The sequence below is a fragment of the Paenibacillus sp. plas6 genome, from assembly GCF_057221655.1.
Window position 1 is genome coordinate 315,481 of the sequence record NZ_CM170151.1, and the last position, 23,021, is coordinate 338,501.

At 39.4% G+C, this 23,021-nt stretch carries 22 protein-coding genes, 1 other RNA gene and 2 pseudogenes; 11 read left to right on the forward strand and 14 right to left on the reverse strand.

Features of this window, described 5'->3' with window-relative positions:
* Positions 1-89 precede the first annotated feature (89 nt).
* On the reverse strand, positions 90-1,379 hold the full coding sequence (locus tag AC2TDL_RS01555) for a DNA polymerase IV (protein WP_484698306.1): 1,290 nt from the start codon (positions 1,377-1,379) through the stop codon (positions 90-92).
* Between the two features lie 256 nt (positions 1,380-1,635).
* Between AC2TDL_RS01555 and cimA the strand changes: the two genes are divergently transcribed.
* The 3 genes and pseudogenes from cimA to AC2TDL_RS01570 all read left to right on the forward strand — a co-directional run.
* Positions 1,636-3,258, forward strand: coding sequence for a citramalate synthase (cimA, locus tag AC2TDL_RS01560; RefSeq protein WP_484698308.1), 1,623 nt, complete (start codon positions 1,636-1,638; stop codon positions 3,256-3,258).
* Positions 3,259-3,391: 133 nt separating this feature from the next.
* Positions 3,392-4,081: a helix-turn-helix domain-containing protein gene (locus AC2TDL_RS01565; RefSeq protein WP_484696083.1), complete on the forward strand. Its 690-nt coding sequence runs from the start codon at positions 3,392-3,394 to the stop codon at positions 4,079-4,081.
* Between the two features lie 20 nt (positions 4,082-4,101).
* Positions 4,102-4,971: pseudogene (locus tag AC2TDL_RS01570) on the forward strand (IS3 family transposase); the annotation flags it as partial.
* 147 nt (positions 4,972-5,118) lie between these two features.
* Here AC2TDL_RS01570 and AC2TDL_RS01575 read toward each other — a convergent pair.
* Positions 5,119-5,679 carry a TlpA family protein disulfide reductase gene (locus tag AC2TDL_RS01575; protein WP_484698309.1) on the reverse strand — a complete coding sequence of 187 codons (561 nt, stop codon included), beginning with the start codon at positions 5,677-5,679 and terminating at the stop codon, positions 5,119-5,121.
* 153 nt (positions 5,680-5,832) lie between these two features.
* Between AC2TDL_RS01575 and AC2TDL_RS01580 the strand changes: the two genes are divergently transcribed.
* Positions 5,833-6,261 carry a M67 family metallopeptidase gene (locus AC2TDL_RS01580; protein WP_484698310.1) on the forward strand — a complete coding sequence of 143 codons (429 nt, stop codon included), beginning with the start codon at positions 5,833-5,835 and terminating at the stop codon, positions 6,259-6,261.
* Here the strand turns inward: AC2TDL_RS01580 and AC2TDL_RS01585 are convergent.
* From AC2TDL_RS01585 to AC2TDL_RS01595, 3 genes are all read right to left on the reverse strand, one after another.
* On the reverse strand, positions 6,247-6,984 hold the full coding sequence (locus AC2TDL_RS01585) for an exonuclease domain-containing protein (RefSeq protein ID WP_484698311.1): 738 nt from the start codon (positions 6,982-6,984) through the stop codon (positions 6,247-6,249). The two genes, AC2TDL_RS01580 and AC2TDL_RS01585, sit on opposite strands and share 15 nt — an antisense overlap.
* 12 nt (positions 6,985-6,996) lie before the next feature.
* On the reverse strand, positions 6,997-8,064 hold the full coding sequence (locus AC2TDL_RS01590; protein ID WP_484698312.1) for a DUF294 nucleotidyltransferase-like domain-containing protein: 1,068 nt from the start codon (positions 8,062-8,064) through the stop codon (positions 6,997-6,999).
* Positions 8,065-8,167: 103 nt separating this feature from the next.
* Complete coding sequence (locus AC2TDL_RS01595; protein WP_484698313.1) at positions 8,168-9,520, reverse strand: ammonium transporter; 1,353 nt, start codon at positions 9,518-9,520, stop codon at positions 8,168-8,170.
* A 324-nt stretch (positions 9,521-9,844) separates the two neighbouring features.
* Between AC2TDL_RS01595 and AC2TDL_RS01600 the strand changes: the two genes are divergently transcribed.
* The 3 genes and pseudogenes from AC2TDL_RS01600 to AC2TDL_RS01610 form a co-directional block, all read left to right on the forward strand.
* Complete coding sequence (locus tag AC2TDL_RS01600) at positions 9,845-10,285, forward strand: MerR family transcriptional regulator (protein WP_484698314.1); 441 nt, start codon at positions 9,845-9,847, stop codon at positions 10,283-10,285.
* A gap of 76 nt (positions 10,286-10,361) precedes the next feature.
* Positions 10,362-11,033 (forward strand): zinc metallopeptidase, encoded by a 672-nt coding sequence (locus AC2TDL_RS01605; RefSeq protein WP_484698315.1) that lies wholly within the window; start codon positions 10,362-10,364, stop codon positions 11,031-11,033.
* A 163-nt stretch (positions 11,034-11,196) separates the two neighbouring features.
* A pseudogene (locus AC2TDL_RS01610) lies at positions 11,197-12,744 on the forward strand (IS1182 family transposase); the annotation flags it as partial.
* A gap of 284 nt (positions 12,745-13,028) precedes the next feature.
* Here the strand turns inward: AC2TDL_RS01610 and gltC are convergent.
* Together gltC and AC2TDL_RS01620 are read right to left on the reverse strand one after the other, a co-directional pair.
* Positions 13,029-13,934: a glutamate biosynthesis transcriptional regulator GltC gene (gene gltC, locus AC2TDL_RS01615; protein WP_484698316.1), complete on the reverse strand. Its 906-nt coding sequence runs from the start codon at positions 13,932-13,934 to the stop codon at positions 13,029-13,031.
* Between the two features lie 19 nt (positions 13,935-13,953).
* Positions 13,954-14,583, reverse strand: coding sequence for a rhomboid family intramembrane serine protease (locus AC2TDL_RS01620; protein ID WP_484698318.1), 630 nt, complete (start codon positions 14,581-14,583; stop codon positions 13,954-13,956).
* Between the two features lie 94 nt (positions 14,584-14,677).
* On the opposite strand from AC2TDL_RS01620, the gene tpx reads away from it, so the two are divergent.
* Positions 14,678-15,196 (forward strand): thiol peroxidase, encoded by a 519-nt coding sequence (gene tpx / locus AC2TDL_RS01625; RefSeq protein WP_484698319.1) that lies wholly within the window; start codon positions 14,678-14,680, stop codon positions 15,194-15,196.
* Between the two features lie 74 nt (positions 15,197-15,270).
* Here the strand turns inward: tpx and AC2TDL_RS01630 are convergent, their stop codons facing one another.
* The 3 genes from AC2TDL_RS01630 to AC2TDL_RS01640 form a co-directional block, all read right to left on the reverse strand.
* Complete coding sequence (locus AC2TDL_RS01630; RefSeq protein WP_484698320.1) at positions 15,271-15,663, reverse strand: DUF1499 domain-containing protein; 393 nt, start codon at positions 15,661-15,663, stop codon at positions 15,271-15,273.
* A 111-nt stretch (positions 15,664-15,774) separates the two neighbouring features.
* A non-coding RNA gene (gene ssrS, locus AC2TDL_RS01635) (6S RNA) lies at positions 15,775-15,957 on the reverse strand.
* A 51-nt stretch (positions 15,958-16,008) separates the two neighbouring features.
* Positions 16,009-16,824: a YesL family protein gene (locus AC2TDL_RS01640; RefSeq protein ID WP_484698321.1), complete on the reverse strand. Its 816-nt coding sequence runs from the start codon at positions 16,822-16,824 to the stop codon at positions 16,009-16,011.
* 144 nt (positions 16,825-16,968) lie between these two features.
* Here AC2TDL_RS01640 and AC2TDL_RS01645 point away from each other — a divergent pair, with 144 nt between their 5' ends.
* Positions 16,969-17,088 (forward strand): YjcZ family sporulation protein, encoded by a 120-nt coding sequence (locus tag AC2TDL_RS01645; protein ID WP_484698322.1) that lies wholly within the window; start codon positions 16,969-16,971, stop codon positions 17,086-17,088.
* Between the two features lie 59 nt (positions 17,089-17,147).
* Here AC2TDL_RS01645 and cshA read toward each other — a convergent pair whose 3' ends face one another.
* Positions 17,148-18,722 carry a degradosome RNA helicase CshA gene (gene cshA / locus AC2TDL_RS01650; RefSeq protein ID WP_484698323.1) on the reverse strand — a complete coding sequence of 525 codons (1,575 nt, stop codon included), beginning with the start codon at positions 18,720-18,722 and terminating at the stop codon, positions 17,148-17,150.
* A 139-nt stretch (positions 18,723-18,861) separates the two neighbouring features.
* Between cshA and AC2TDL_RS01655 the strand changes: the two genes are divergently transcribed.
* Together AC2TDL_RS01655 and AC2TDL_RS01660 are read left to right on the forward strand one after the other, a co-directional pair.
* Entirely contained in the window at positions 18,862-19,707 is an 846-nt protein-coding gene (locus tag AC2TDL_RS01655; protein WP_484698325.1) for a YitT family protein, read from the forward strand.
* A 127-nt stretch (positions 19,708-19,834) separates the two neighbouring features.
* The gene (locus AC2TDL_RS01660; protein WP_484698326.1) at positions 19,835-20,029 is read left to right on the forward strand and encodes a hypothetical protein; all 195 of its coding nucleotides are present in this window, start codon (positions 19,835-19,837) and stop codon (positions 20,027-20,029) included.
* A 117-nt stretch (positions 20,030-20,146) separates the two neighbouring features.
* Here the strand turns inward: AC2TDL_RS01660 and pfkA are convergent, their stop codons facing one another.
* From pfkA to AC2TDL_RS01675, 3 genes are all read right to left on the reverse strand, one after another.
* Complete coding sequence (pfkA, locus tag AC2TDL_RS01665) at positions 20,147-21,115, reverse strand: 6-phosphofructokinase (RefSeq protein WP_484698327.1); 969 nt, start codon at positions 21,113-21,115, stop codon at positions 20,147-20,149.
* A gap of 33 nt (positions 21,116-21,148) precedes the next feature.
* Positions 21,149-22,177 (reverse strand): tetraprenyl-beta-curcumene synthase family protein, encoded by a 1,029-nt coding sequence (locus AC2TDL_RS01670; RefSeq protein WP_484700986.1) that lies wholly within the window; start codon positions 22,175-22,177, stop codon positions 21,149-21,151.
* Positions 22,178-22,581: 404 nt separating this feature from the next.
* Positions 22,582-22,779, reverse strand: coding sequence for a cold-shock protein (locus AC2TDL_RS01675; protein WP_484698328.1), 198 nt, complete (start codon positions 22,777-22,779; stop codon positions 22,582-22,584).
* Positions 22,780-23,021 lie beyond the last annotated feature (242 nt).

The window sequence follows — 23,021 nt, forward strand, 5'->3', positions numbered from 1 at the left end:
GCAAACCATGTTCCCATAGATTCTATATATACCACATATGATTATAGCATAAAATGAACATAAATAAATACTGCCTAATAAACTTATTGTTACGAAAGATCCTCCAACTTTTCCAAAGATGTTCCGCGCACCTTTTTGTTACGGATTAGAGCTGATGGATCGTTCGTAAGCATACCTGCTGTTAAGACAGCACTTTCACCGTATTTATTACGCAACTCGTCCATCACCTTTGTTAGCGCATCTTTTTTTGATTCCTGTTCATAGCTAAACAGATCAAGCTGAATCGCTGCACTATCCTCTGGTTGTAAATTGTGTAACGAGATGCCAAGTAATCGTATCGGTTCAGACGGTTGCCAATTTTGCAGTAACAATTGCTGTGCATGCCTATAAACAACTTCCATGTTTTGTGTTGGTGTTGACAATGTACATGCTCGTGTATATGTCGTCATATCGGGCCGGCGAATCGTTATCTGTACAGATCTTGCGACAAGCTTTTGTCTGCGTAATCTTCGTGTAGTTTGGTCAGACAAATTAAGCAGTACACGATTAATATCATCAAGCTTTGTTATATCTGCAGGCAATGTCGTCGAATGTCCAATTGATTTATTTAATTCTCGCTCAGCCTTTACTTCTCTAGTATCAATGCCATTAGCTGCTTGCTTAAGCCATGATCCTAGAACACCAAAAGATTTTGTTAATAGCAATTCATCCGCTTGAGCTAACTGTCCTATCGTATGAATATGGAGACGTTTAAGCTTATTAGCAGTTTTAGCACCTATTCCAAACAACTGTTCACAGGGCTTTGACCACAATAAATGAGGTACATCTCGCCGACGTAAGACAGTAATGCCATTAGGCTTTTTCATATCAGAAGCCATTTTTGCAAGCAGCATATTGGGAGCAATGCCGATCGAGCAAGGTAATCCTAGCTCCTCAGCTATCCGTTTTTGCAATGTAGTTGCAATGTCTAACGGTGTGCCAAATAGCTTAGAACCCGTAATATCCATATAACACTCATCAATTGAAACCTGCTCAATAATCGGTGTATATTGACCTGCTATTTTCATAAATGCTCTTGAATACTGTCGATATAAATTGAAATCAGGTGATATTAAAATAAGCTCTGGCAAAATTCGTAGTGCTTCTCTTACATTCATACCTGTTCGTATTCCTACTTTTCGTGCTTCATAAGAGCAGGTCACAATTATGCCTTTACGTTTTTCAATACTTCCTGAGACTGCTGTCGGCTTTCCTTTGTAGATATGAGGCTGCTCGGCACTATGCACAGAACAATAAAATGCGTTCATATCCAAATGTAAAATAACTCGTCCATTCGTTGGATAATAATGCTGCACTTCTGGCAAGAGCTTCACCTTCATTTCTGCATCATAATATTATATGTAGATGTTCACCTATTGTGTTCATCGTATTCATTATGTCTTCAATTCACAATATTTATTATAGCACATACGTTCGGAAAACAATATGCACATAGGTTTTGCATATGTTTTTAAACAGATAATAAGTTTTCTATCCTATATTTTTACTCAATGCTATGCCAAGTGTACGAGATAGTGCTATAATAGTCCAATATGGTTTGTATTGGCTATCAATGAAGGAGGCGTCAATTTTTTTATGTCATCTAAAAAAATATTTATATTCGACACGACGCTGCGTGACGGCACGCAAGGAGAAGGCATCAGCTTGTCGGCAGATGATAAATTAAAAATTGCCCAAAAGCTAGATCAATTGGGTGTTGACTATATCGAGGGCGGTAATCCCGGAAGTAATGGGAAAGACATTGAATTTTTCCAGCGTGTTAAATCATTAAAATTGAATGCAAAACTAACTGCCTTTGGCAGCACTCGTCGTAAAAATAGCATTGCAGAGCATGATAGCAGCTTACTTCGAATCGTCGAATCTGGCGTACCTGCAGCAACTCTCGTCGGAAAGGCTTGGGATTTTCACGTTCAAGTTGCTCTTCAAACAACGCTTGAAGAAAATTTAGCGATGATTCGCGAATCGTTCGCTTTTCTGAAGCGTCATGGACTAGAAGCAATGTATGATGCTGAGCATTTCTTCGATGGGTATAAACATAATCCAGAATACGCTCTTGCAGCTCTAAAAGCTGCACAAGATGGAGGCGCAGACTGGCTTGTACTATGTGATACTAATGGCGGTACATTACCAAACGAAATTTTTGATATCGTCTCTCGTGTTAAACAAGAGCTTGATATGCCAATCGGCATTCATACACATAACGACTGTGAGCTTGCAGTTGCAAATACTCTTGCAGCAGTTAATGCAGGTGCTACTCAAGTACAAGGAACGATTAACGGTTATGGAGAACGCTGCGGTAACGCTAATCTTTGCTCCATTATCCCTAATCTACAATTAAAAATGGATTACAATTGCTTGCCTAGTGAAAAGCTGGCAACACTAACCAATACTGCACGTTATATTAGTGAAATTGCCAATGTTCATATGCCAGTCGGTCAAGCCTATGTAGGTACTGCAGCATTTGCCCATAAAGGCGGAATCCATGTTTCTGCGATTATGAAGGATTCGAAAACGTATGAGCATATTCAACCTGAGCTTGTCGGCAATAAACAACGTATTCTGGTTTCTGAATTGTCTGGACAAAGCAATATTATTTCTAAAGCTAGCGCGTTAGGACTTGATGTAACTAGCAATAATGAAAAAACTAAGCAAATTATCGAGCATATTAAACAACTTGAACATGAAGGTTATCAATTTGAAGCAGCTGATGCTTCATTGGAGCTTTTATTGCGTAAAGCATTTGGCGATTGGAAGCCTGCATTCCAAGTGGAGTCCTATAAGGTTCATACGGAATCTAAGGGTGATGCTATGATTGCAGAAGCAATTGTTAAAATTAACATTGACGGCCAGCAAATTTACACAATTGCTGAAGGTAATGGTCCTGTAAATGCGCTTGATAATGCGCTGCGTAAAGCATTATCGCAGCATTATCCTGATATTGAGCATGTATATTTAACAGACTATAAAGTTCGTGTTATTGATGAAGCTGATGCTACAGCAGCTAAGGTTCGCGTTCTTGTTGAATCAACCGGCAAGCAAAATAGCTGGAATACTGTCGGCTTATCTAGCAACGTTATTGATGCAAGCTGGGGAGCACTTGTGGACAGCTTCCATTATGCGTTATTAAGTATAGAAAAAATTGATACGAAGGCTACACCGGTAAATTCTCAGGACTATGTGGGATTAGCTAACATTTAATCATTTGATTGATCTAACTGTTATCGCATTTCATATTAGCAAAATAAAAAAGCTGTCCACGCTGTGATATGCTCCCCTCAAAGTAGACACCTGAAATAACAAAAATCAGGACTACTTTTGAGGGGAGTTTTCTATGAGTAGAAAAGGAAAAGGAATTAGCTATGAACTAAAATTAGAGGCAGTAGAAAAATATCTCCGTGGACAAGGAAGTCTACGAAGTATTGCACGTGAATACGGAATCGGGAAAACTACTTTTCGGCAGTGGATCGCGAATTATGAATCCATGGGTCCATCAGGACTTCTCACTACGAATACAAACAAACGATATATTGCAGGGTTGAAAACCGCAGCGGTCCAAGCATATCTTCGTGGAGAAGGAAGTCTGGAGGAGATTTGCAAGAAATTTAAAATCCGTAGTAGAACACAGCTTCGCAACTGGATCACGTTGTATAATAATGGTCATATAGATCGATGGGAAAAAAGCCAAGGGAGAGGGTTCTATATGACCAAGGGACGAGCTACCACATTGGACGAGCGAATCGAAATGGTAAGCTTCTGCTTAGCTAAAGGCAAAGACTATGGCTTAACCATGGAGAAGTACAACGTATCCTATCAACAGATTTATAGCTGGGTACGTAAATACGAAGAACGAGGTGTAGATGGACTCATTGACAGGCGGGGGAAACGTAAAACGCTAGACGAAATGAGTGAAGTCGAACGGTTACAGGCAGAGAATAAAATGCTTAGAGCCGAAATCGAACGAAAGGAAATGGAGAATGCGATCTTAAAAAAGCTTCAGGAAATCGAAAGGAGGCGGTACTAAGCGGAGTACGCCAGGAAAAGCTTTACCTAGTTGTAAAAGAGCTTCATGAACAAGAAGGATATCCGATCGCAAAGATTTGCGAGTTCCTGGACTTAAACAGATCATCCTACTACAAATGGCTACGCCGCGAAAAAAGTGCTCGGGAGCGAGAGAATGAAGACTTGCTCCACAAGCTTGGGGCTATCTACGCAGAAGTTTATGGGATATATGGATATAGGCGACTGACAGATGAACTGAACGCAAGGTACGAGACCCAGTACAACTACAAGCGAATTTACCGCCTGACTCAGCTAGCTGGCATCAAAGCGGTGATCCGGAGAAAGCGTCCACATTACCAGCGTTTCACACCAGAGGTTACGGCAGAAAACATATTGAATCGAGACTTTACGGCTGAGAAACTAAATGAGAAATGGTTAGCTGATGTCACAGAATTCAAGTATGGCAATAACGAAAAATTGTATTTAAGTGCGATTCTCGATCTGAAGGATAACAGCATTATCTCCTTTGCCATGGGCAAGAGCAATAATAACCGACTAGTATTCGACACCTTTGACTTAGCCGTATCCAGATACCCTGATGCACGCCCCATCTTTCATAGCGACAGGGGATTTCAGTATACCAGCAAACAATTTAAAGCCAGATTAGACAAGGCGGGGATGGCGCAGAGCATGTCGCGTGTAGGTCGTTGTATCGATAACGGCCCAATGGAAGGGTTCTGGGGCATCCTCAAATGTGAGATGTACTACCTGAACGGACATTTTGAGAATTACGAAAGCCTTGCTAAGGCAATTGAGGACTACATACACTTTTACAATTACAAGCGTAGACAGAAAAGGTTAAACAAGCTGCCTCCGATGACCTACCGTCAGCAGCTTGAAAATGCAGCATAAAAATGGACCCCGTAATTAACGGAGTCCAGACATTACGATTTTTGTTATTTCTACTGTCTACTTGACAGGGAGCAGTTCACTGTCAGAAATAACCTGACAAGCTGGACAGCTTTTTTTTGCTGCGTAATAAAAGCGTTCTCGCTTTTATTACGCGGACATCTCCTTTAGATAACTATCGATCATTTTTTCCCATTGCTCTAAAGGTATAACCCCGTTAATTCGTTCAACAATTACACCATTTTCATCAATCAAAAAGCTTGTTGGGAAAGTATTCACTTTGTATAGCTTAGTTAAATCTCCATCGCGATCAAATAACACCTCGAATGTAAAGCCAAAGTCCTCAACAAATTTTCGAGCCTGACGCTCATTGTCGGTATCAGTAGCATTTACACCATACAGCGCTAGCTGCGAACCATACTTCTCATGCAACTTTTGTAAATCAGGCGCTTCCAGCTCACAAGGTCCGCACCAGGAAGCCCAAAAGTTAATGAGCTGCAGTTTTCCTTCTTGAGCTCCGCCAAAGCTAACTGGCTGCTCCTCTAAATTAGGAAGCTCATTTGCAAAGGAAGCTTCTCCAGCCTTTGGCTTAAAATTTTGAGCTGCATGACTAATTGCTTTACTATCTTTATTGCCTGCATCAAAAAACTCATATACTGCAAAGCCGCACAATATCAATGCAACAATGACAACAGAATAAATTTTTTTCATCGCCTGCACATCCTCAAATAGTCATTATCCTTATACTATCATGGTACGATTTCGTCTTCAAGCTTATGCTAAATGTCCTTTCACTCCTATAGTGTCAGCCAACTTTGACTCTGCTATACTTTACATAAATGACTTATTTGTTTGGAGGATAAAATGCAAATCTGTTTGCAGCGCAGCTGCTATCATACTATCATTCAGCACTGTAAAAATATATATCCTGAGGAAGCATGCGGGGTTTTACTGGGCACTAAAGAAACTGAAAGTTATGAGAAAGTAGCAATAATCGATCATATTGCAATTTCTAATATTCACCAACAAAAAGCGATTGCTTTTCAATTTGCTCCTGAGCAATGGGTAAATGCTTACTATTACGCTCATAAAAACGGACTTGATATCGTAGGGATTTATCATTCACATCCTTTTGATGAGCCTACGCCCTCCCTTTTGGATGTACAAGGCTTTATTGCTAACGATATGTTGTACGCTATCGTTGGCTTAAAGCAAAAGGATAGTCCACAAATTGAATTTTACCAGCTAAACACGGTAAATCAATTTATTAACTATCCTTTAGTGTTGACTTAAATAGGCGTATAAATCACCTAAAGTCACGATATTTTTCTTTTCATTTATTTTACTCATATAATACAACCATAACTGTGCGGTCATTAGCGAATCGGAAAAGGCATGATGGCGGTTTTTAATTTCAATATTATGGCGAATAAGCAATGTGTCTAAATCATATTGTTCAAGTCCAGGCTCAAGCCACTTAGCGAGCATCATTGTATCAATAACGCGATGATTTAGACTCGTTTTAGAGGTGCGCCATAGCGCTTGGTTTAGAAATTGCTTATCATGACCTGATGCATGTGCAACAAGCACTCTTCGTCCAATAAATTGCATAAAATCGCTTAACACATGGATAAGCTCAGGAGCATCTGCTACCATTTCATTTGTAATTCCCGTTAACTCGGTAATATGCGTCGGAATTGTACGTTTTGGATTTACTAAAGAATAAAAGCTTTCTTCCTCAATCACTTTTCCGTCACGCACAGCTACCGCACCGAACGAGATAATTTCATCACCATTTGTTGCACTAAACCCGGTTGTTTCAAGATCAAACACTACAATTTCCAGATCTTTTAACTTACTTTCAAGAGCCGAAGTTTTTCTCGGAGTACGACTCATATTACGAATTTGTGCCATCTGATGAGCATGCTCTGATCCAAGCATTGAAGCAATTGCTGGCGTAAAACCACCCATCTTGTATAAATTCCACATCCTGCTAACGCCATTAGGCTCCTTCATACCTACACCGTCCTACTTTAGCCTAGCAAATCTTTTTACAAGCTTTTGAAGCTCTCTGCCTAATCTCAAATTTTTCTTTAATCTCTTAATCTCGTCCAATTCTAACCTTTTTGGATTTAGCTTGCTAACACCTTCATAGACGCCGCCATTTGTTTCATAGCCTGCTAATAAGCGTAAAGACAGCATTTGCAAAAACGCATCGCGGAACGCTCCACGTTCTTGTTCAGTTAAGACGCCAGCTTGCTTGAGCTTCTCAATTCGTTCCAAAGTTGATGTGGAACTAATGCCCTCAAATAATGCAAGCCAACGAATCGAGTTAACGATAGGAATATATCCGCCATACTTTACATCAATACTGCCTACATGATCACCATATCGATCAGTAATAAATTGACCAAATACACCTAGCAACATTTTGTACTGTATGGTGTTGTCGATCATGCGCTCTAATATATTTGGACGTGCTGCCAAGCATTCTTTATAAAACGTTTTTACTTTTATAAAAAGCGAATCATTCCCATAAATACACCGCGCATCTGCGACAATAAGCAAATAACGAATGGACTCCCAGCTAGCATCCTCATACCACGCTGTCAGCTTTGCTTTCCATTCCTTTTCGGATTGACACCATAAGTCTTCACTGCTTTGAACCTTTCCATCACATGGAGGATAGCCTAGCTTAATAAGATTGGCGACAACTTTCGAGGCGAATTGCTTAAAATATTGCTTCGTTCTCTCGGTATCTCCAGTATCTTCAAAGATTAAGGCGCTATCCTGATCACTAGCCATCGTCTGCTCACAACGCCCTGCACTCCCTAACAGTAAATAAGAATACAAAGTAGGCGGAGAACCTAGCCCCTCTTCTACCATTTCTATTTCTGTCAGTTCGATCGCTCTAGTGATAAATGCATCATGCACCTCGTTGATATGAACGTTCCACATTGCGATGAAGTCCTTATGAGCAATTTGCTCGTTGTTTTGTATTGACAGTTGAAATTGATCTCTTAAGCTGCGTAATTGAATGAGATGATCCGCCTTCAGAATGCTTTCTTTCAGCTTAACCAACGTTTCAACGTTCAACACCATCGACTCCTCAACCTAGTGTCTTGCTTACCCTAATTGAGCGAACAAGCAGTCCAATGGACTGCTTGTTACTATCTCTCTTTTTATTATAAGTTTATGCTTAAGCTTTTTCAGTTTTGCTTAGTTGTTCAGGATAACCATAAACACCATGCTCAGAAAGGTCAAGACCTACAATTTCTTGTTCTTCTGTTACACGGAAGCCCATAACAGCTTTCATAATACCTAGTACAAGGAAGGAAGCTACTGCTACGAACACTCCAGCAAACACTACTGATTCGATTTGCACCCATAGTTGTTTGAAGCTGCCTGTATCAATAAGACCGCCTTGACCTACGCCAACTTTTTCAGCAAGTTCTTGTGTTGCAAAAATACCGTTCGCAATTGTACCCCAGATACCAGCCATACCATGTACAGATAATGCATAGATTGGATCGTCGACTCTTAGTTTTTCGAACATTTTTACACTGTAGAATACTAGCACACCTGCAATTAAACCAATTACTACCGCTGCCCATGGGTCAACGAAAGCACAAGATGCTGTAATTGCTACTAGACCTGCTAATACACCATTTAGCATTGTTGTAATATCAGCCTTGCCATTTACTACCCAAGAAATCAATAGCGCAGCTACGCCGCCAGCACCTGCAGCCAGCATTGTTGTGAAACCTACATAAGAGAAGAATCCATCACCAATTGCTACAGTTGAACCTGCATTAAAACCAAACCAACCTACCCAAAGAAGTAAAACAGATAGTGCAGTATAAACTTGGTTGTGACCTAAAATTTCGTTAGGAGAACCATCTTTATTAAATTTACCGATACGCGGTTTTAGAAGAACTGTTGCTGCAAAAGCTGCTACTGCACCAGACAAGTGTACAACTGTAGAACCCGCAAAGTCTTGTGCACCGTGGTCTGCTAACCAGCCGCCGCCCCAAATCCAGTGAGCAACGATTGGATAAATAAAGGAAATATAGAACAATGTGAATACGATATAAGAACCTAGTTTAGCACGTTCTGCAAAACCGCCCCATGCGATGGAAAGAGAAATTGCTGCGAACGCTAGTTGGAACAAGAAGAATACTGCTGATGGATAGCTTTCTCCTTCTAATACTTCAGTTGCTGGATTGAAGAAGAACTCACCCCAACCAATAAATGCATTAATACCACTTGTGCCAAATGCTACACCATATCCAATTGCCCAATAAACAATTGCTGCTAATGCAACTGTGAAGATTGTTTTACCAGCTACGTGACCGGCATTTTTCATTCGAGTTGAGCCAGCTTCTAAAAGTATGAACCCGCCTTGCATTAATAGTACCAGAATAAATGCTAGCATAATCCAGAGCGAATCCAAGCCAATTGTTAAGTTAGCTAGGTCAGCCTCAGATGCGTAAGCTGCCAAAGGGAAAACCATAGAGATTAATCCCAATGCCAGTAGTGTTTTCTTAATCATAATAACCACTCCTTAGTGTAATGTTTTCTGACACCATTAGAAAGAATTAATGTCATTATATACCCTGGAACTATGCTATTGAATATATTTTGTGTATTGAAATTTGTATTTTTCTGACACTTTATCTAGTCCAAGTTAATCGCGAAACAAACCTTACACAAGAGTGAATAGTTTATAGAAAGAACTTATCCAACCATACAATATGCTAGTAATAGAGCCATTTAATTAGCAGTTAACAAAGTTACCATTGTTGTTGTTTGACGTTTTGTACTATTTCCTATTAAAATTAAAGTTGGAATTGATAAGAAAGGACGGCGAAGAAAATTGAAGGAAGCTAAGCTTTATCGTATTGGTGAATTGGCTAAGCTCGCTAACATAAGTTCTCGTACCATTGATTACTATACTTCAATTGGTTTAATTAAACCGGCAAAGCGGTCCAATTATAATTATCGTCTATATAATATTGAAACCTTGCAGCGACTTGAACGTATTGAATCATTGAAAAAAGAAAAATATACGTTAGACGAGATAAAAGGCATTCTTGATAAATGGGATGTCATCTCACATAAGCCTGAAATTAGTCAAAAGGTATCCGAGCTTGAAAAGCAGCTTACCGCTTTACAACGTGAAGTAAAAGAGCTTGAACCTGTATTAGATCAATTGAAGCCGAGGCAAGCAAAGTATTTATATACTCGCTTATTACCTCAAACTGCTGCCTGTATGGAAGCATTAATGCTAATTATGAACAAGGGCTCATTAATGTAAATTGACATCACGTTCAAGTTGCCTTGTTCTCTAAAACGTACATATCTATTACAACTTCATATTGGAGGAATGTTTCATGATTTACATTATGTTAATTCTTGCGTTTGGATTAACAATTTGGGCACAATTTAAAGTAAAGGGCACATTTAAGAAATGGTCAACAGTAGAAACATCGAGCGGCTTAACCGGCTACCAAGCTGCTAGACGTATGCTAGATAACAACGGACTGCATGATATTCCGATTGAACCAATCGCTGGTTCACTAACCGATCATTACGATCCGATTAATCGTGTAGTTCGCTTATCTGAACCGGTATATTACGAAAGATCAATTAGTGCAATTTCAGTTGCATGTCATGAAATTGGTCATGCGATTCAACATAAGGAATCGTATCCATTTTTAGTCGCTCGTCATAAAATTTTCCCTGTTGTTAACTTTGCGTCAGGGATTGCTCCTTTCTTATTGCTAGCTGGCTTTTTAATGGGTTCTTTAAATCTTGCTTGGCTTGGTGTTATCTTTTTCGCAGCTACTGTTATATTCCAATTAATCACGCTGCCTGTTGAATTTAATGCAAGTAATCGGGCTCGCGACCTAATGGTTGCTGAAGGCTTCATTCGCAGCGATGAGGAACGCGGTGTTGCTAAAGTACTTAATTCTGCAGCATTAACCTATGTAGCTGCTGCATTAGTTTCTTTACTTGAATTAGTTCGATTTGTTCTTATGCTTACACAAAATAGAGAAGAATAGAGCAAAAAAATTGAGCCTGGGACAAAACCCAGCTAAATGAAAGAAAACTCCTGGTGCTCTACAAAGTAGAATGCCAGGAGTTCATTTTTTACATACAAAAGGAACACTTTCTGTTAAAATTTAAGTATCTCACCCCAAAAATTTCAAAAGAAAGGTGTTCCTTATGTTTAAAGATTATAACATGAATCAATTAGTTTTGCCTCTAAATTTAGAAGTTAAATTAGATAAACATGATATCGCATTTGCCATTCATCATTTGGTCGAAAGTATTCCAGATGAAGCGTTTCGTTCGTTTGTTCGTCGTGACGGTTGTCCAGCCTATCATCCGCGCATGATGCTCAAGATCATTCTATGCGGCTACACTCAATCTGCCTTTTCTGGTCGTAAAATTGAAGCTCTTACGAAAGACAGTATTCGGATGATGTGGTTAGCTCAAGGCTATGAACCTTGCTACCGTACGATTAATCGTTTCCGTGTTCATCCTGTGATGAAAGACTTACTCCGCCAGTGCTTCGTTCAATTTCGCTCGAAGTTAGTGGAAGAAAAGATCATTACCCAAGAAGCGATGTTCATTGATGGAACCAAAATTGAAGCCAATGCGAATAAGTTCACCTTTGTATGGAAAAAAGCCGTGGACAAACATCATGCTCGGCTCATTGAAAAGTCGAATCAACTGTACAACGAGTTATTGGAACAAAAGATCATTCCAGAGCTTGAACATGAGCAAGAACTCTCTACGGAAAACTTACTGGAGATCGCAGAACACCTTGAGCGAGTGGTTGAAAGCTATACAGAAAAGATCGCAGCATCCGAAGATACGAGTGAACGAAAACAATTACGAAGCAAGCGAAAAGCACCAAAACAACTACTCAAGCAAGTCCGTGATTGGATGGAACGAAAAAACATGTACAAGCTTCATCAACAACGATTCGGAAAGCGCAACAGTTATTCCAAAACCGATCCTGATGCAACCTTCATGCGAATGAAAGATGACTACATGAAGAATGGACAATTGAAGCCTGGATACAATGTACAAATTGCAACCGAAGGACAATACACACTGGCTTATGGTATCTATTCCAATCCAACGGACACCAAGACGCTTATTCCTTTTCTTGATGAAATTGAAACCCATTATTTTGACTTGCCTACCTATATCGTAGCGGATGCCGGATATGGAAGTGAGCAAAACTATGAGGATGTGATCACGAAGCGCAAGCGTGTTCCATTAATAAAGTATACGATGTATGAGCGTGAGCAAAAGAGAAAGTCTAAAACCGATCCATTTCAAACAAGTAACTGGCACTATGATGCCGAAAAGGATCGTTATCTTTGTCCAAATGGACAGGAACTAACGTTTCAACGCTATACCATACGCAAAGATAAAGATGGGTTTGAGCGACAATTCAAGATCTATGCTTGTGCGGATTGTACAGGATGTCCTTTCCGATCCTCATGTACGAAAGCACAAGAAGGAAGACACCGACAACTGATGATCAATGCACGTTGGGAACAACAAAAAACCTATGTAAGAGAGCAGCTTTCAGGAGAAAAAACAGGGGAGATCTACCGTCAACGAAAAATTGACGTAGAACCAGTTTTTGGATTCTTGAAGGCTAATTTAGGTTTCACTCGCTTTTCAGTTCGAGGAAAACGGAAAGTTGAGCATGAGATTGGACTTGCCTTAATGGCAGTAAACTTAAGGAAATATGTGCTACGAACGTAGCATAGCATTAGAAAAACAGAGCCTAAAATGAGCAAACGGTGAAATCTTTGAACAGATTTCACCGTTTGCTTGTTTTAAGAGACAAGTTTTGTCCCAGGCTCAGTTTTTTAGGAGGGAAAGTAAATCCTCCTTTGCTGCACTAAGCAGTCCCTTAAATATACTTCTGTCAATCGAAATTGCTCTCCCATCCTCTACTCTCACCGACAAACAAAATAAGGATACCCAGACCGTCAGCCTTCTGACGTTCTGGGCATCCTCTTACAGCTCAATTATGATGAACGATTTACTTCATTTGCAAAATAATTCATTAAGAAGTTATAAAATACTTTTGCTACTAAAGGCAGCTTCTCATTAGTTCGATAAATAATGCCAATATTGCGTGTTACAACAGGATCAACAACCTTTACAACAGCAATCGGCAAAGGCGCGACATATTCAACTGCAAGCTTCGGCAATAAGCTAATCCCCATTCCAGCCGCAACTAAACCGCGAATCGTCTCTGTTTCTTCACCCTCAAATGCAATCTTAGGAGTGAATCCCGCAGTTTCACAAGCATTTAGCACAATTGGACGTAATGAGTAGCCTTCACTAAACATAATAAATTGCTCATTTTTTAACTCTGCCAATTGTACCTGTGCTCGTCCTGCAAGCGGATGATTACTCGGAAAAACGGCAAATAACTCCTCAGTAATTAACGTTTTTCCAGTAACCTGCTCAATATCATTAGGAACAGGAGAAATAAATGCAAGATCAATCTCTCCCTTTAACAGGTCACGAATTAACGTCGGATACATGCCTTGTTTAAAACGAAAGCGCACATCAGGATTAAGACCTCTAAATGAGGCAACTACTTGTGGCACTAAAGATATTCCGAGACTATGCGGAAAACCTAAGCGTATTTCACCTTTTTCAGGATCAAGAAATTCATGAACTTCTTGTACAGCACGTTCTAGATCATGCAATATTTCATCTGCGCGACGCAAAAAAAGTTGTCCTACAGGAGTTAACTGTAAATTTCGTCCTTTCTGGACAAAGAGCTTAACGCCAAGCTCCTCCTCAAGCTGATGAATTTGCCTACTTACTGCCGATTGCGCAACATGCAACTCTTCTGCTGCTTGAGTTACATGCTCCTTTTTCGCCACCTTTACAAAATAATAAAGCTGTCGCAATTCCATAAAATAAGCTCTCTCCTAATTAACGTGTTCTCTTTTTTTGTACTTTCATCATTTGAATTTGGTCAAAGAAACGATATAGCATAAAGCCGGTAATAAACCCGCCTAAATGTCCCCAAAAATCAATTTTGGAAAACACTACTGATGTAATCAAGCTAATAACTAAAATAATTGCGATCGTATTTTTTGAGGCAGGATCCAGCCATTGCTTCCGAAAGATAACTAAAAAGAAGTACGCTCCAAACACTCCAAAAATCGCACCTGATGCGCCAACAGCAATATGACCTTCACCGTCAATATTACTGATTAATGCAGAAAGCAGATTACCGCCTATCCCACTTATTAGATAGAACCACACATAACGCTTGCTGCCCATTACTCGCTCAAGCGGCGGAGCAAATACAATTAACATAAACATATTATGAAATAAATGCTCAAAATCAAGATGCGTGAAAATTGATGTTAAATAACGCCACGGTTCAGTAAAGCCCCATGGGTCTAAATGTGGAATTACAATAAATGCACTTAGTAAAATATCGATACCAAACAGCTTTGAAATTAGGAAATATATAATACAAATCGTAGCAACCGCTGCAGTAACAGGATAGCTTCGTAAGTAGTCTTTAAAGCTTTCGTATCTAAGAAAAATCATCCTGCTCTCACACCTTCCTCTACAATTGGACAAGCTCTCTTTATAACGTTTATAATAAATACGTAACATTACATACAAAAGGAGGATTAAAAATATGTCTCAAGAACGTACAGGTGTTGCCACATTAAAGGGCAATCCTATCACTTTAATTGGTCCACAGCTTAAAGTCGGTGATCAAGCTCCAGACTTCACACTAAGCAAATCACTAGGTGAATATGTAACACTGAATGATTTTTCAGGCAAAGTAAAGCTAATTAGTGTTGTTCCATCAATCGATACTGGTGTATGCGACGCTCAAACTCGTCGCTTCAATGAAGAAGCTGCTGCTCTAGGCGATAAAGTTGCCATTCTGACAGTCAGCGTTGACCTGCCATTCGCACAAGCTCGCTGGTGCGGTGCAAGCGGTGTTGATCGAGTTACGATGTTGTCTGATTACAAAGATAACAATTTTGGTAAAGCATACGGCGTACTAATTAAAGAATTTGCGCTTGATATGCGCTCTATTTTTGTAATTGATGAAAACAATGTCATTCAATACGTTGAGTATTTATCAGAAATGACAAACCATCCAGATTACTATGCTGCTATTGCTGCAGTAAAAAAATTGATTTAAACAACAATGGACACCGACTAGTTAACCATATCTTGAAACAAAGCGAGTGAAGGATTATCCTTCCTCGCTTTTCTTTAATTATTATTCAACTTATAAGCGGCAAGTTTTTTATCTAGTACACGATAAATATCCATAATAACACGATAATTGGAGCCTAAGTCTCCAAGAGAGCCTCTTGATGCTGAATATATATCTACTGCTGAACGTAGTGGATCAACACTAATCACTGATACGGTTATATCCATTGTTCTACCAAAAATTGTTTTCTTCTCGAGAACGATTTCTCCTACATTTTGCACTTCATGAAGCAACTTATAACCCTGCATTTTTTTTAATGTAGAAAGCACTTCTTCCCATGCTTTATCCTTAGACAGCTTATAAATATGAGATTTTAAAGCTGGATCCTTCACTTTATCGCCCGTTCCCTCATAACTCCGTATCAATCCAACCAAGGTTCGTTTTAACAACAGTAATCTCCCCCTCTTGTCCTCACTCTTAACCATCATATCATGTTTCTATGTATGAAAAAAGAGCTTTCACTAGCTCTAGGCCAGTTAATCGCTCCCGATCTAAGTATGACACAACCCGCATATGCCGTTAAGCCCCTATGTTTCTGAACCCGCTCTCGCAGGTGGGTGTCCGCAATTATACATTTGCCGTCCTTCTTGCAAGGCTTGACATTTGCATAACGATGTTGAACTCCCTAGAAACAGCCATTGGTTCAAAACAACGTTGAGCTATCACGAACATCGCAGGATGTATTGTCATTATAGACCGTTTTTTATAAAAAGTAAACGAAGATTTGCCTGTTATTATTTGGATTCGTTGTCCTTATAATCAGATTTCACTAGATCTTCGCGATCCATCTCTGCTGCAATCTCCACTTCTTCTTCCTCGTTCTTTTTCATATCTTCCATTTGCTGCTGCACCTTTGTATAGATTAAATTAAAGTTCCAATACGATACAACAGCTACTAAGCTACCAGTAAAAAATACTAGCAACCAAGTAAATTGGGTAAAGCTAAGATACAAAATAAAAGCGACTAATATAGCAGTCGTAATTGAACGAATCGGTTTACCAATTGTAATAAGAATCGCATTTTTAATAATTTGCAATGTTTTCATATGAAAATGAACTAGCATTGAAAAAAAGTTCAACATAGACACTACTGCTAGTACTAATAATGCGACAAATAATCCGGACAAAATACGTCCTGTATCACTACCAAGAAAGAAATAATAGTCAATAATTAAAATAACAATAAGTACTGTGTAGATTAAACCGCCTAATAAACTTTGCTTAAAATTTTCTTTATAACCTTTAAAAAAAGTTTTCAAAAGAGGTACATCAACTTCACCAGTTACCCATTTACGCGCTACTGCAAACATTGCGGATGTTGATGGAAAAAAGGTAAACGGCGCCAAAACAGCTAGAGCAGCCCCAGCCATTACGACATAGCTTAACAATTCTTCATCAGGAATATTACCTTGCAACAACGTAATAAAACTCATAAAAAGAAATAAGAAGAATGGAATTCCAAACAGAATCCAGAGTAAATTTATAACGGAAAGTCGCATGATCCACTCTGTTACTTTGTAGATTCCACCCATGACACCTCTAGGTTCCATTGAATACGCCTCCATTTGATGAATTAATTATGTGGTTACAGCGCCCAAAATACATTAATCTGGGTATTCGTCTAAACCATAATACCGCTAATGCATAAGATATGGTATGTTCCCCAACAAGAAAACTTAAAGGAGGTTGCTAATATGGGCAACGCAGCATACAACAATTGTGGATATGGTGGTAATTACGCTGCTTGGGTTCTAGTTCTATTCATTCTACTTGTGATCATTGTTGCAACATTCGGCTTTGGATACGGATACTAATACCAAGCTCATTTATAACTAAAAAAGTCCGTGTCGCCCGCAGGCGACACGGACTTTTTTTATTCCTTGCCTGTAGTATTATAGTTATTGCGAGAGCGACGTTCTCCTCGTTCTGAGCGAGATTCAAAACTGCGGCCTTCGCTACTACGCTTACCATAGCTACGCGAACCGCCTTTACCGCCTTCTCCACCGCTTCGATAGCCACCAGATGAGCGACGATCTTTATAACCATCATTATTTCCACCGCGATAGTTACCACGATCACGTTGGAATGGACGACCACTTGAGCGAACATCCGGTCTACGTTTTTTAGCACGAATAGGCTCTTCTGGTGTTAGCTCAATCGTAACATCCTTTTTATCACCTGTAAGCAATTTAAGAGCTGCAGCAAGTAATTGTACAGAATCATATTGTTCAAGCAATTGAATGGCAAGTCCCTTATATTCAGGAAATTCTCCATTCTCAACAATATCAATAACTCGCTCAGCAATAATGCGTTGTTTACCTTCAATTGCATCACTTAAGCTAGGCAACGGTTTACGAACCATGCGTTGACGCGTAATTCTTTCAATAAACCGCAAATGGTCAATTTCACGAGGTGTGACAAAAGTCCATGCTTTACCTTCTTTACCTGCACGTCCTGTACGTCCAATACGGTGAACGTAGCTCTCAGGATCTTGTGGAAGGTCAAAGTTAATAACATGGGTAACACCAGTTACATCAAGTCCACGCGCTGCAACATCTGTTGCAACAAGAACATCGATGCTGCCGTCACGGAACTTGCGCATTACTGTATCACGTTGATTTTGTGATAAGTCACCATGCAAGCCGTCGGCACTATAGCCGCGTTTTTGCAAAGCTTCGCTAAGCTCATCAACACGTCGTTTTGTACGACCAAATATAATTGCAAGATCAGGTGACTCCATATCAAGCAAACGGCTCAATGCTTCAAACTTTTGACGCTCATGAAGCTCGATATACGATTGCTCAATCGATGGCGCTGTAACTTGCTTTGGAATAACTGAAACATGCTCAGGATCTTTCAAAAATTGCTGAGCAAGACGTTTAATGTTATCTGGCATTGTAGCTGAAAAGAGCATCGTTTGACGATTTTCAGGTACTTGCTTCAGGATATTTTGAATATCATCCATAAAGCCCATATCCAACATTTCATCAGCTTCATCCAATACAACGGTTTGGACATCATCTAGACGAATCGTTTTACGGTTAATATGGTCTAAAAGTCTTCCCGGTGTACCAATAATAATTTGCGGTTTTTTCTTCAAGGCACGAATTTGGCGACCAATCTCTTGTCCACCATATATCGGCAATGAACGAAGTCCTTTGTATCTCGTAAGCTTTCCAATTTCCTCTGATACTTGAATGGCTAGCTCACGCGTTGGGGTCATAATTAGAGCAACAATTCGCTCCTCGTTGGCAGGGATTTTATTAATTAGCGGAATCCCAAATGCCGCTGTCTTTCCTGTCCCAGTTTGAGCTTGGCCAATCAAGTCTTTACCAGTTAATGCAATAGGAATCGCTTTATCTTGTATCGGTGTAGATTCCTCAAAACCAAGCTCTGTAATTGCTTGCAACACTTTTGGTTCCAAGCCAAATTCAGCAAATGTTTTCAAACTTTTCTCATACTCCTTCTATTTTAAAGCCTCTAAAAAAAACGTCTTAATTATTATACCACAGATTAACATATGAATACTAGCTAACGTTTGAATACCATACTATACAGGTAAAGGAATCCCCTTGAAAGGTGTGTAAATGATGGTTCTTAACAAAAAGCAATTTATAATTCGCTTGACATTAATGACGATAAGCTCTATCCTTATGGCCTTTGGCTTTAATATGTTACTAATCCCTTTGCAGCTATTAAGTGGCGGGGTTTCTGGAGTTGCGATGGTTATCGGTTACATAACGAAAAGCAATATTGGCTGGCTATATCTCGTCTTAAACTTGCCAGTATTAATTTGGGGATGGTTTGAGCTGGGAAAAAAAATGATTTTTTGGAGTATATACTCTGTTGTTACCTCAACGATATTTTTACAGCTAATTCCGAAATATGTACTTGCTGATGATGTGTTACTTGGCGGTGTATATGGAGGGATAGTTGTTGGTTTAGCTTCTGGAATCGCCTTGCGCTGCGGCGGTTCCACTGGCGGCTTTGATATTATTGCCTCTATTATTACTCATAAAAAAGATTTTCCTGTAGGTGTAATCATTTTTTCATTAAATGGTCTCGTGATTGCATTGCAAATTATATTTACACGAGACTTTGAACTAGCTATGTACTCTCTCGTAACAATGTATGTCTCAGGCAAAATGGTAGACGTCATTCACGTCAAACATTTAAAAGTTACTGTGTTTATTATTACTACGAAAACAGAGCAAATGCTTAAGCAATTATTAACTCATCCACGCGGCATTACAATTATAAAAACGCGTGGAGCTTACACTTCTAGCGATAAAGATATGTTAATGACGGTACGTACTCGTTATGAGCTGGCAGAATTAAAAAAGGAGATCCAGGAAATCGATAAATACGCATTTGTAAATATTGTCGAGACAGTGGGTATAATTGGTGAATTTAGGAAATTAAAGAAAAACTAATCCTATTTCTTCTAAATGTATTTTCTTTCACGATAGATGTGTTATAATATATTCGTTCCAACGCAATAGTCAAGATATGTTTTCTTTCTCTTGTAACACTTTAAACTTTTGGATTGGGGTGTTGTTAATGGATATGGAAACAGTAAAGCTTGCAACGATTGTTGAACGATTAGCACCTGAAATGTCTGAATGCTTGACCTCTGAAGAGCTAGAAACAAAAATCGTACTACGCGATGGAATCGATTTACTTGAGCCAGAGGATGCATTGGAAATCGTTCAATTTAGCATCTGTCGTGGACAAACCGGCACCATACTGCAATAGATTGTGAAGATTATCTCAAGGATCAAATATAAGAAAAAAGCCTTTATCTCATTGCTTCATAGGATTCTTCCTATGAAGCAACAATCGAGATAAAGGCTTTTTATTATGATTCTATCATTATTGCGATAGACGCATTGCTAATTCATATAGTTCCATATCAAATGGACGTTTAGTAGTCGTTACAACATCAATATCAGTTGTCACTAACTTACCATCAATAACGCCGCAAGCTTTTCCGGAATTACCTTCCATCAATTGACGTACAGCAAAATCTCCTAGACGGCTAGCTAGAATACGATCTTGAGCAGTCGGTGTACCGCCGCGTTGGATATGACCTAGCACTGTTACACGAGCTTCAATTCCGCTAAGCTCTGTTAACTTATTCGCCACATCTTCCCCACGTCCTGCACCTTCTGCAACAACTATAATACTATGACGTTTGCCTTTTGCAAAATTATGCTTCATACGCTCTGCGATTGCTACAATATCAGTAGGCACTTCAGGTACGATAATTGCTTCCGCCCCGCTTGCAAGACCAGCATACAATGCAATATCCCCGCAATGACGTCCCATAACTTCTACAACGCTTGTCCGTTCATGTGAGGACATTGTATCGCGAATTTTGTTAATCGCATCTACAACGATACCTACTGCAGTATCGAAACCAATCGTAAAGTCAGTGTAAGGAATATCGTTATCAATAGTCCCTGGAATACCCATCGTTTTAATGCCAAGCTTGCTTAGTTTATTGGCACCTTGGTAAGAACCATCTCCGCCAATTACAACTAAACCGTCAATGCCTCTTGCACGAAGAATATCTGCACCTTTTTGTTGACCTTCAGGAGTCGTAAACTCCTTACAACGAGCAGTTTGCAGAATAGTACCACCGCGTTGAATAATATCACCTACACTGCGTAGATCCATAGGGCGAAGGTCATCGTTAAGCAGACCTTGATAGCCACGTTGAATACCAAAAACTTCGATACCATGGTAAATTGCACTTCTTACTACAGCGCGAACTGCGGCATTCATCCCTTGAGAGTCGCCACCACTAGTAAGCACTGCGATTTTTTTAACTGCTGACATGAATTGTTCCTCACTTTCACTAGTTTCAATATATTAAGCCTGTTGCTTACGGATCCATACACTATTTAGCAAAAAAAATAGACGAGTAATCGGACTTTTCTTCATTAATTGTTTTGAGACCTTGCGCACTTCTGTTTGTCGCTGCACTTTTGGATCTGATAGATACAATGCCAGCAAGCCTTCAATCACTAAAGAATGAAAACCTGATTCAGGAAGCTGCTGCACATCTTGTCTAGCACGATTTAAAATAAGGCCGATCCGTTCAACGAGCTCTGCATCATTATTGTAATAAGAGCAGAAATTTAAGTCCCCGCCAACTTTATCTTCTTCTTGATCAATTAAGTAATCAAGCAAAATATGTAAGGCACAAACATGAGGAAAATAAATATTTTTGAATTGCCGTCCTTCTTCTGCCGTTAGCGTCGGATCAGTTGCATTTAAAAAGAGCATAAACATGCCAAGCGTAGAGCCCGTTGCTGCCGCAAACTCATTCCATCGAAGATGAGGATAGCAAGCTTGATGGCTTTCCCACCACTTTAACAGCTTCGGTTCTCTAAGCTCTTTGGCAATATGCTTATATACCTGCAAATCACAATAAAGCGAAACAAGCTCAATGACGTAAGGTTGCACCTTGTCATAGGATGGCAAGCGTACAATTTGCTCTTGACATTGTAAAACAAGTCCTTGCAAATAACCCGCATCATCTTTTTCCTGACGAAAGGCGTAGTAATCATTTAATGGAGCATTCGGCGTCACTGCATCTAACATTGATTGATGCAGCATACGAAAATCCTGCTCATCAAGCGACGTACTTCTATCACACAAATTATCTAAATAATCACTTATCGTCTGCAATGCAACAATAAGTGGGGTTAATATGGCATGATACTGCAAATTTACAGCACCGTAAATACCGCCACCTTGACAATGAAACTTCTTGTCGCGGATACTATTTAATGCTTGCTGTCGTAATTCAGGATCTGGAATACAACTAGCTTTTTGCTTTAGCTTATTTAATTCTGCTTCAACACCAGGCAATACATACTTGTATACGCGGTGCATTAGCTTAATTGCACCAGTAGGTGCTTGCTTCTTGGGACTTGCTAAATTTATGTGAACACACCTCCTAAAACCTCTCATGTTGCTGCTTCGGAAACAACCCGCACATGAAAAGCGCTTCGAAAGCATTGGCTGAATTGGCACATGAGAAGAAAGTGCAAATACCGCCCTCACATCATCTAAAAAATAATGTAACATACTTTCGCCTAATTAATCTAGCCATTCCTGCTTACAATTTCCTTCCGTCACAAAATAATGCGAATTATCGACATATTTTCGAATTATCGTTTTTTAGTAGTATACCCTTTGATTCACAAAATTAAAAGAGAGCTTGTTTGCTCCCAAAAGAACAAAGATTGTTCTTAAAGTTGCAAAACAAGCTCTCTAAGGCTTAGACTAATCTATTTTTAAAGCTTCTGAACATTCGCAGCTTGTGAACCACGAGCTCCTTCAGTAATGTCAAACTCCACTGTTTGTCCCTCATCTAAAGATTTGAAGCCTTCCCCAACAATTGCAGAAAAATGAACAAATACATCTTCACCGTTTTCTGCTTGGATAAATCCATAGCCTTTTTCAGCATTAAACCACTTAACTGTACCTTTCAAAATAAACAACCTCCTAAAATGTTTCAGGATGCTTCTGGAAGAAGCTTCAACACCTCAAGCTACTAAGAGAAGCATGTAATTTGCAACATTCATTGCTTTCAGCAACGAATATTGCCATTATAGATGATATTCAATTTAATTGCAATTTTTACAAAAATTGATTATCCGAGCTGGATATCCAAACTGGATATACAATATGATATGGCGATTGTCCCACGATTATTCCTTCCAATTTGAAAAAT

Excerpts from the sequence above, each read along its gene's own strand:
- AC2TDL_RS01565 (WP_484696083.1), top strand. The coding sequence starts at position 3,392 with ATGAGTAGAAAAGGAAAAGGAATTAGCTATGAACTAAAATTAGAGGCA.
- AC2TDL_RS01655 (WP_484698325.1), top strand. The coding sequence starts at position 18,862 with ATGATGGTTCTTAACAAAAAGCAATTTATAATTCGCTTGACATTAATG.
- AC2TDL_RS01595 (WP_484698313.1), bottom strand. The coding sequence starts at position 9,520 with ATGATTAAGAAAACACTACTGGCATTGGGATTAATCTCTATGGTTTTC.
- AC2TDL_RS01580 (WP_484698310.1), top strand. The coding sequence starts at position 5,833 with ATGCAAATCTGTTTGCAGCGCAGCTGCTATCATACTATCATTCAGCAC.
- AC2TDL_RS01605 (WP_484698315.1), top strand. The coding sequence starts at position 10,362 with ATGATTTACATTATGTTAATTCTTGCGTTTGGATTAACAATTTGGGCA.
- AC2TDL_RS01585 (WP_484698311.1), bottom strand. The coding sequence starts at position 6,984 with ATGAAGGAGCCTAATGGCGTTAGCAGGATGTGGAATTTATACAAGATG.
- AC2TDL_RS01575 (WP_484698309.1), bottom strand. The coding sequence starts at position 5,679 with ATGAAAAAAATTTATTCTGTTGTCATTGTTGCATTGATATTGTGCGGC.
- AC2TDL_RS01645 (WP_484698322.1), top strand. The coding sequence starts at position 16,969 with ATGGGCAACGCAGCATACAACAATTGTGGATATGGTGGTAATTACGCT.
- AC2TDL_RS01670 (WP_484700986.1), bottom strand. The coding sequence starts at position 22,177 with ATGCACCGCGTATACAAGTATGTATTGCCTGGTGTTGAAGCAGAATTA.
- AC2TDL_RS01620 (WP_484698318.1), bottom strand. The coding sequence starts at position 14,583 with ATGATTTTTCTTAGATACGAAAGCTTTAAAGACTACTTACGAAGCTAT.
- AC2TDL_RS01640 (WP_484698321.1), bottom strand. The coding sequence starts at position 16,824 with ATGGAACCTAGAGGTGTCATGGGTGGAATCTACAAAGTAACAGAGTGG.
- AC2TDL_RS01555 (WP_484698306.1), bottom strand. The coding sequence starts at position 1,379 with ATGAAGGTGAAGCTCTTGCCAGAAGTGCAGCATTATTATCCAACGAAT.
- pfkA (WP_484698327.1), bottom strand. The coding sequence starts at position 21,115 with ATGTCAGCAGTTAAAAAAATCGCAGTGCTTACTAGTGGTGGCGACTCT.
- cimA (WP_484698308.1), top strand. The coding sequence starts at position 1,636 with ATGTCATCTAAAAAAATATTTATATTCGACACGACGCTGCGTGACGGC.
- gltC (WP_484698316.1), bottom strand. The coding sequence starts at position 13,934 with ATGGAATTGCGACAGCTTTATTATTTTGTAAAGGTGGCGAAAAAGGAG.
- tpx (WP_484698319.1), top strand. The coding sequence starts at position 14,678 with ATGTCTCAAGAACGTACAGGTGTTGCCACATTAAAGGGCAATCCTATC.
- AC2TDL_RS01660 (WP_484698326.1), top strand. The coding sequence starts at position 19,835 with ATGGATATGGAAACAGTAAAGCTTGCAACGATTGTTGAACGATTAGCA.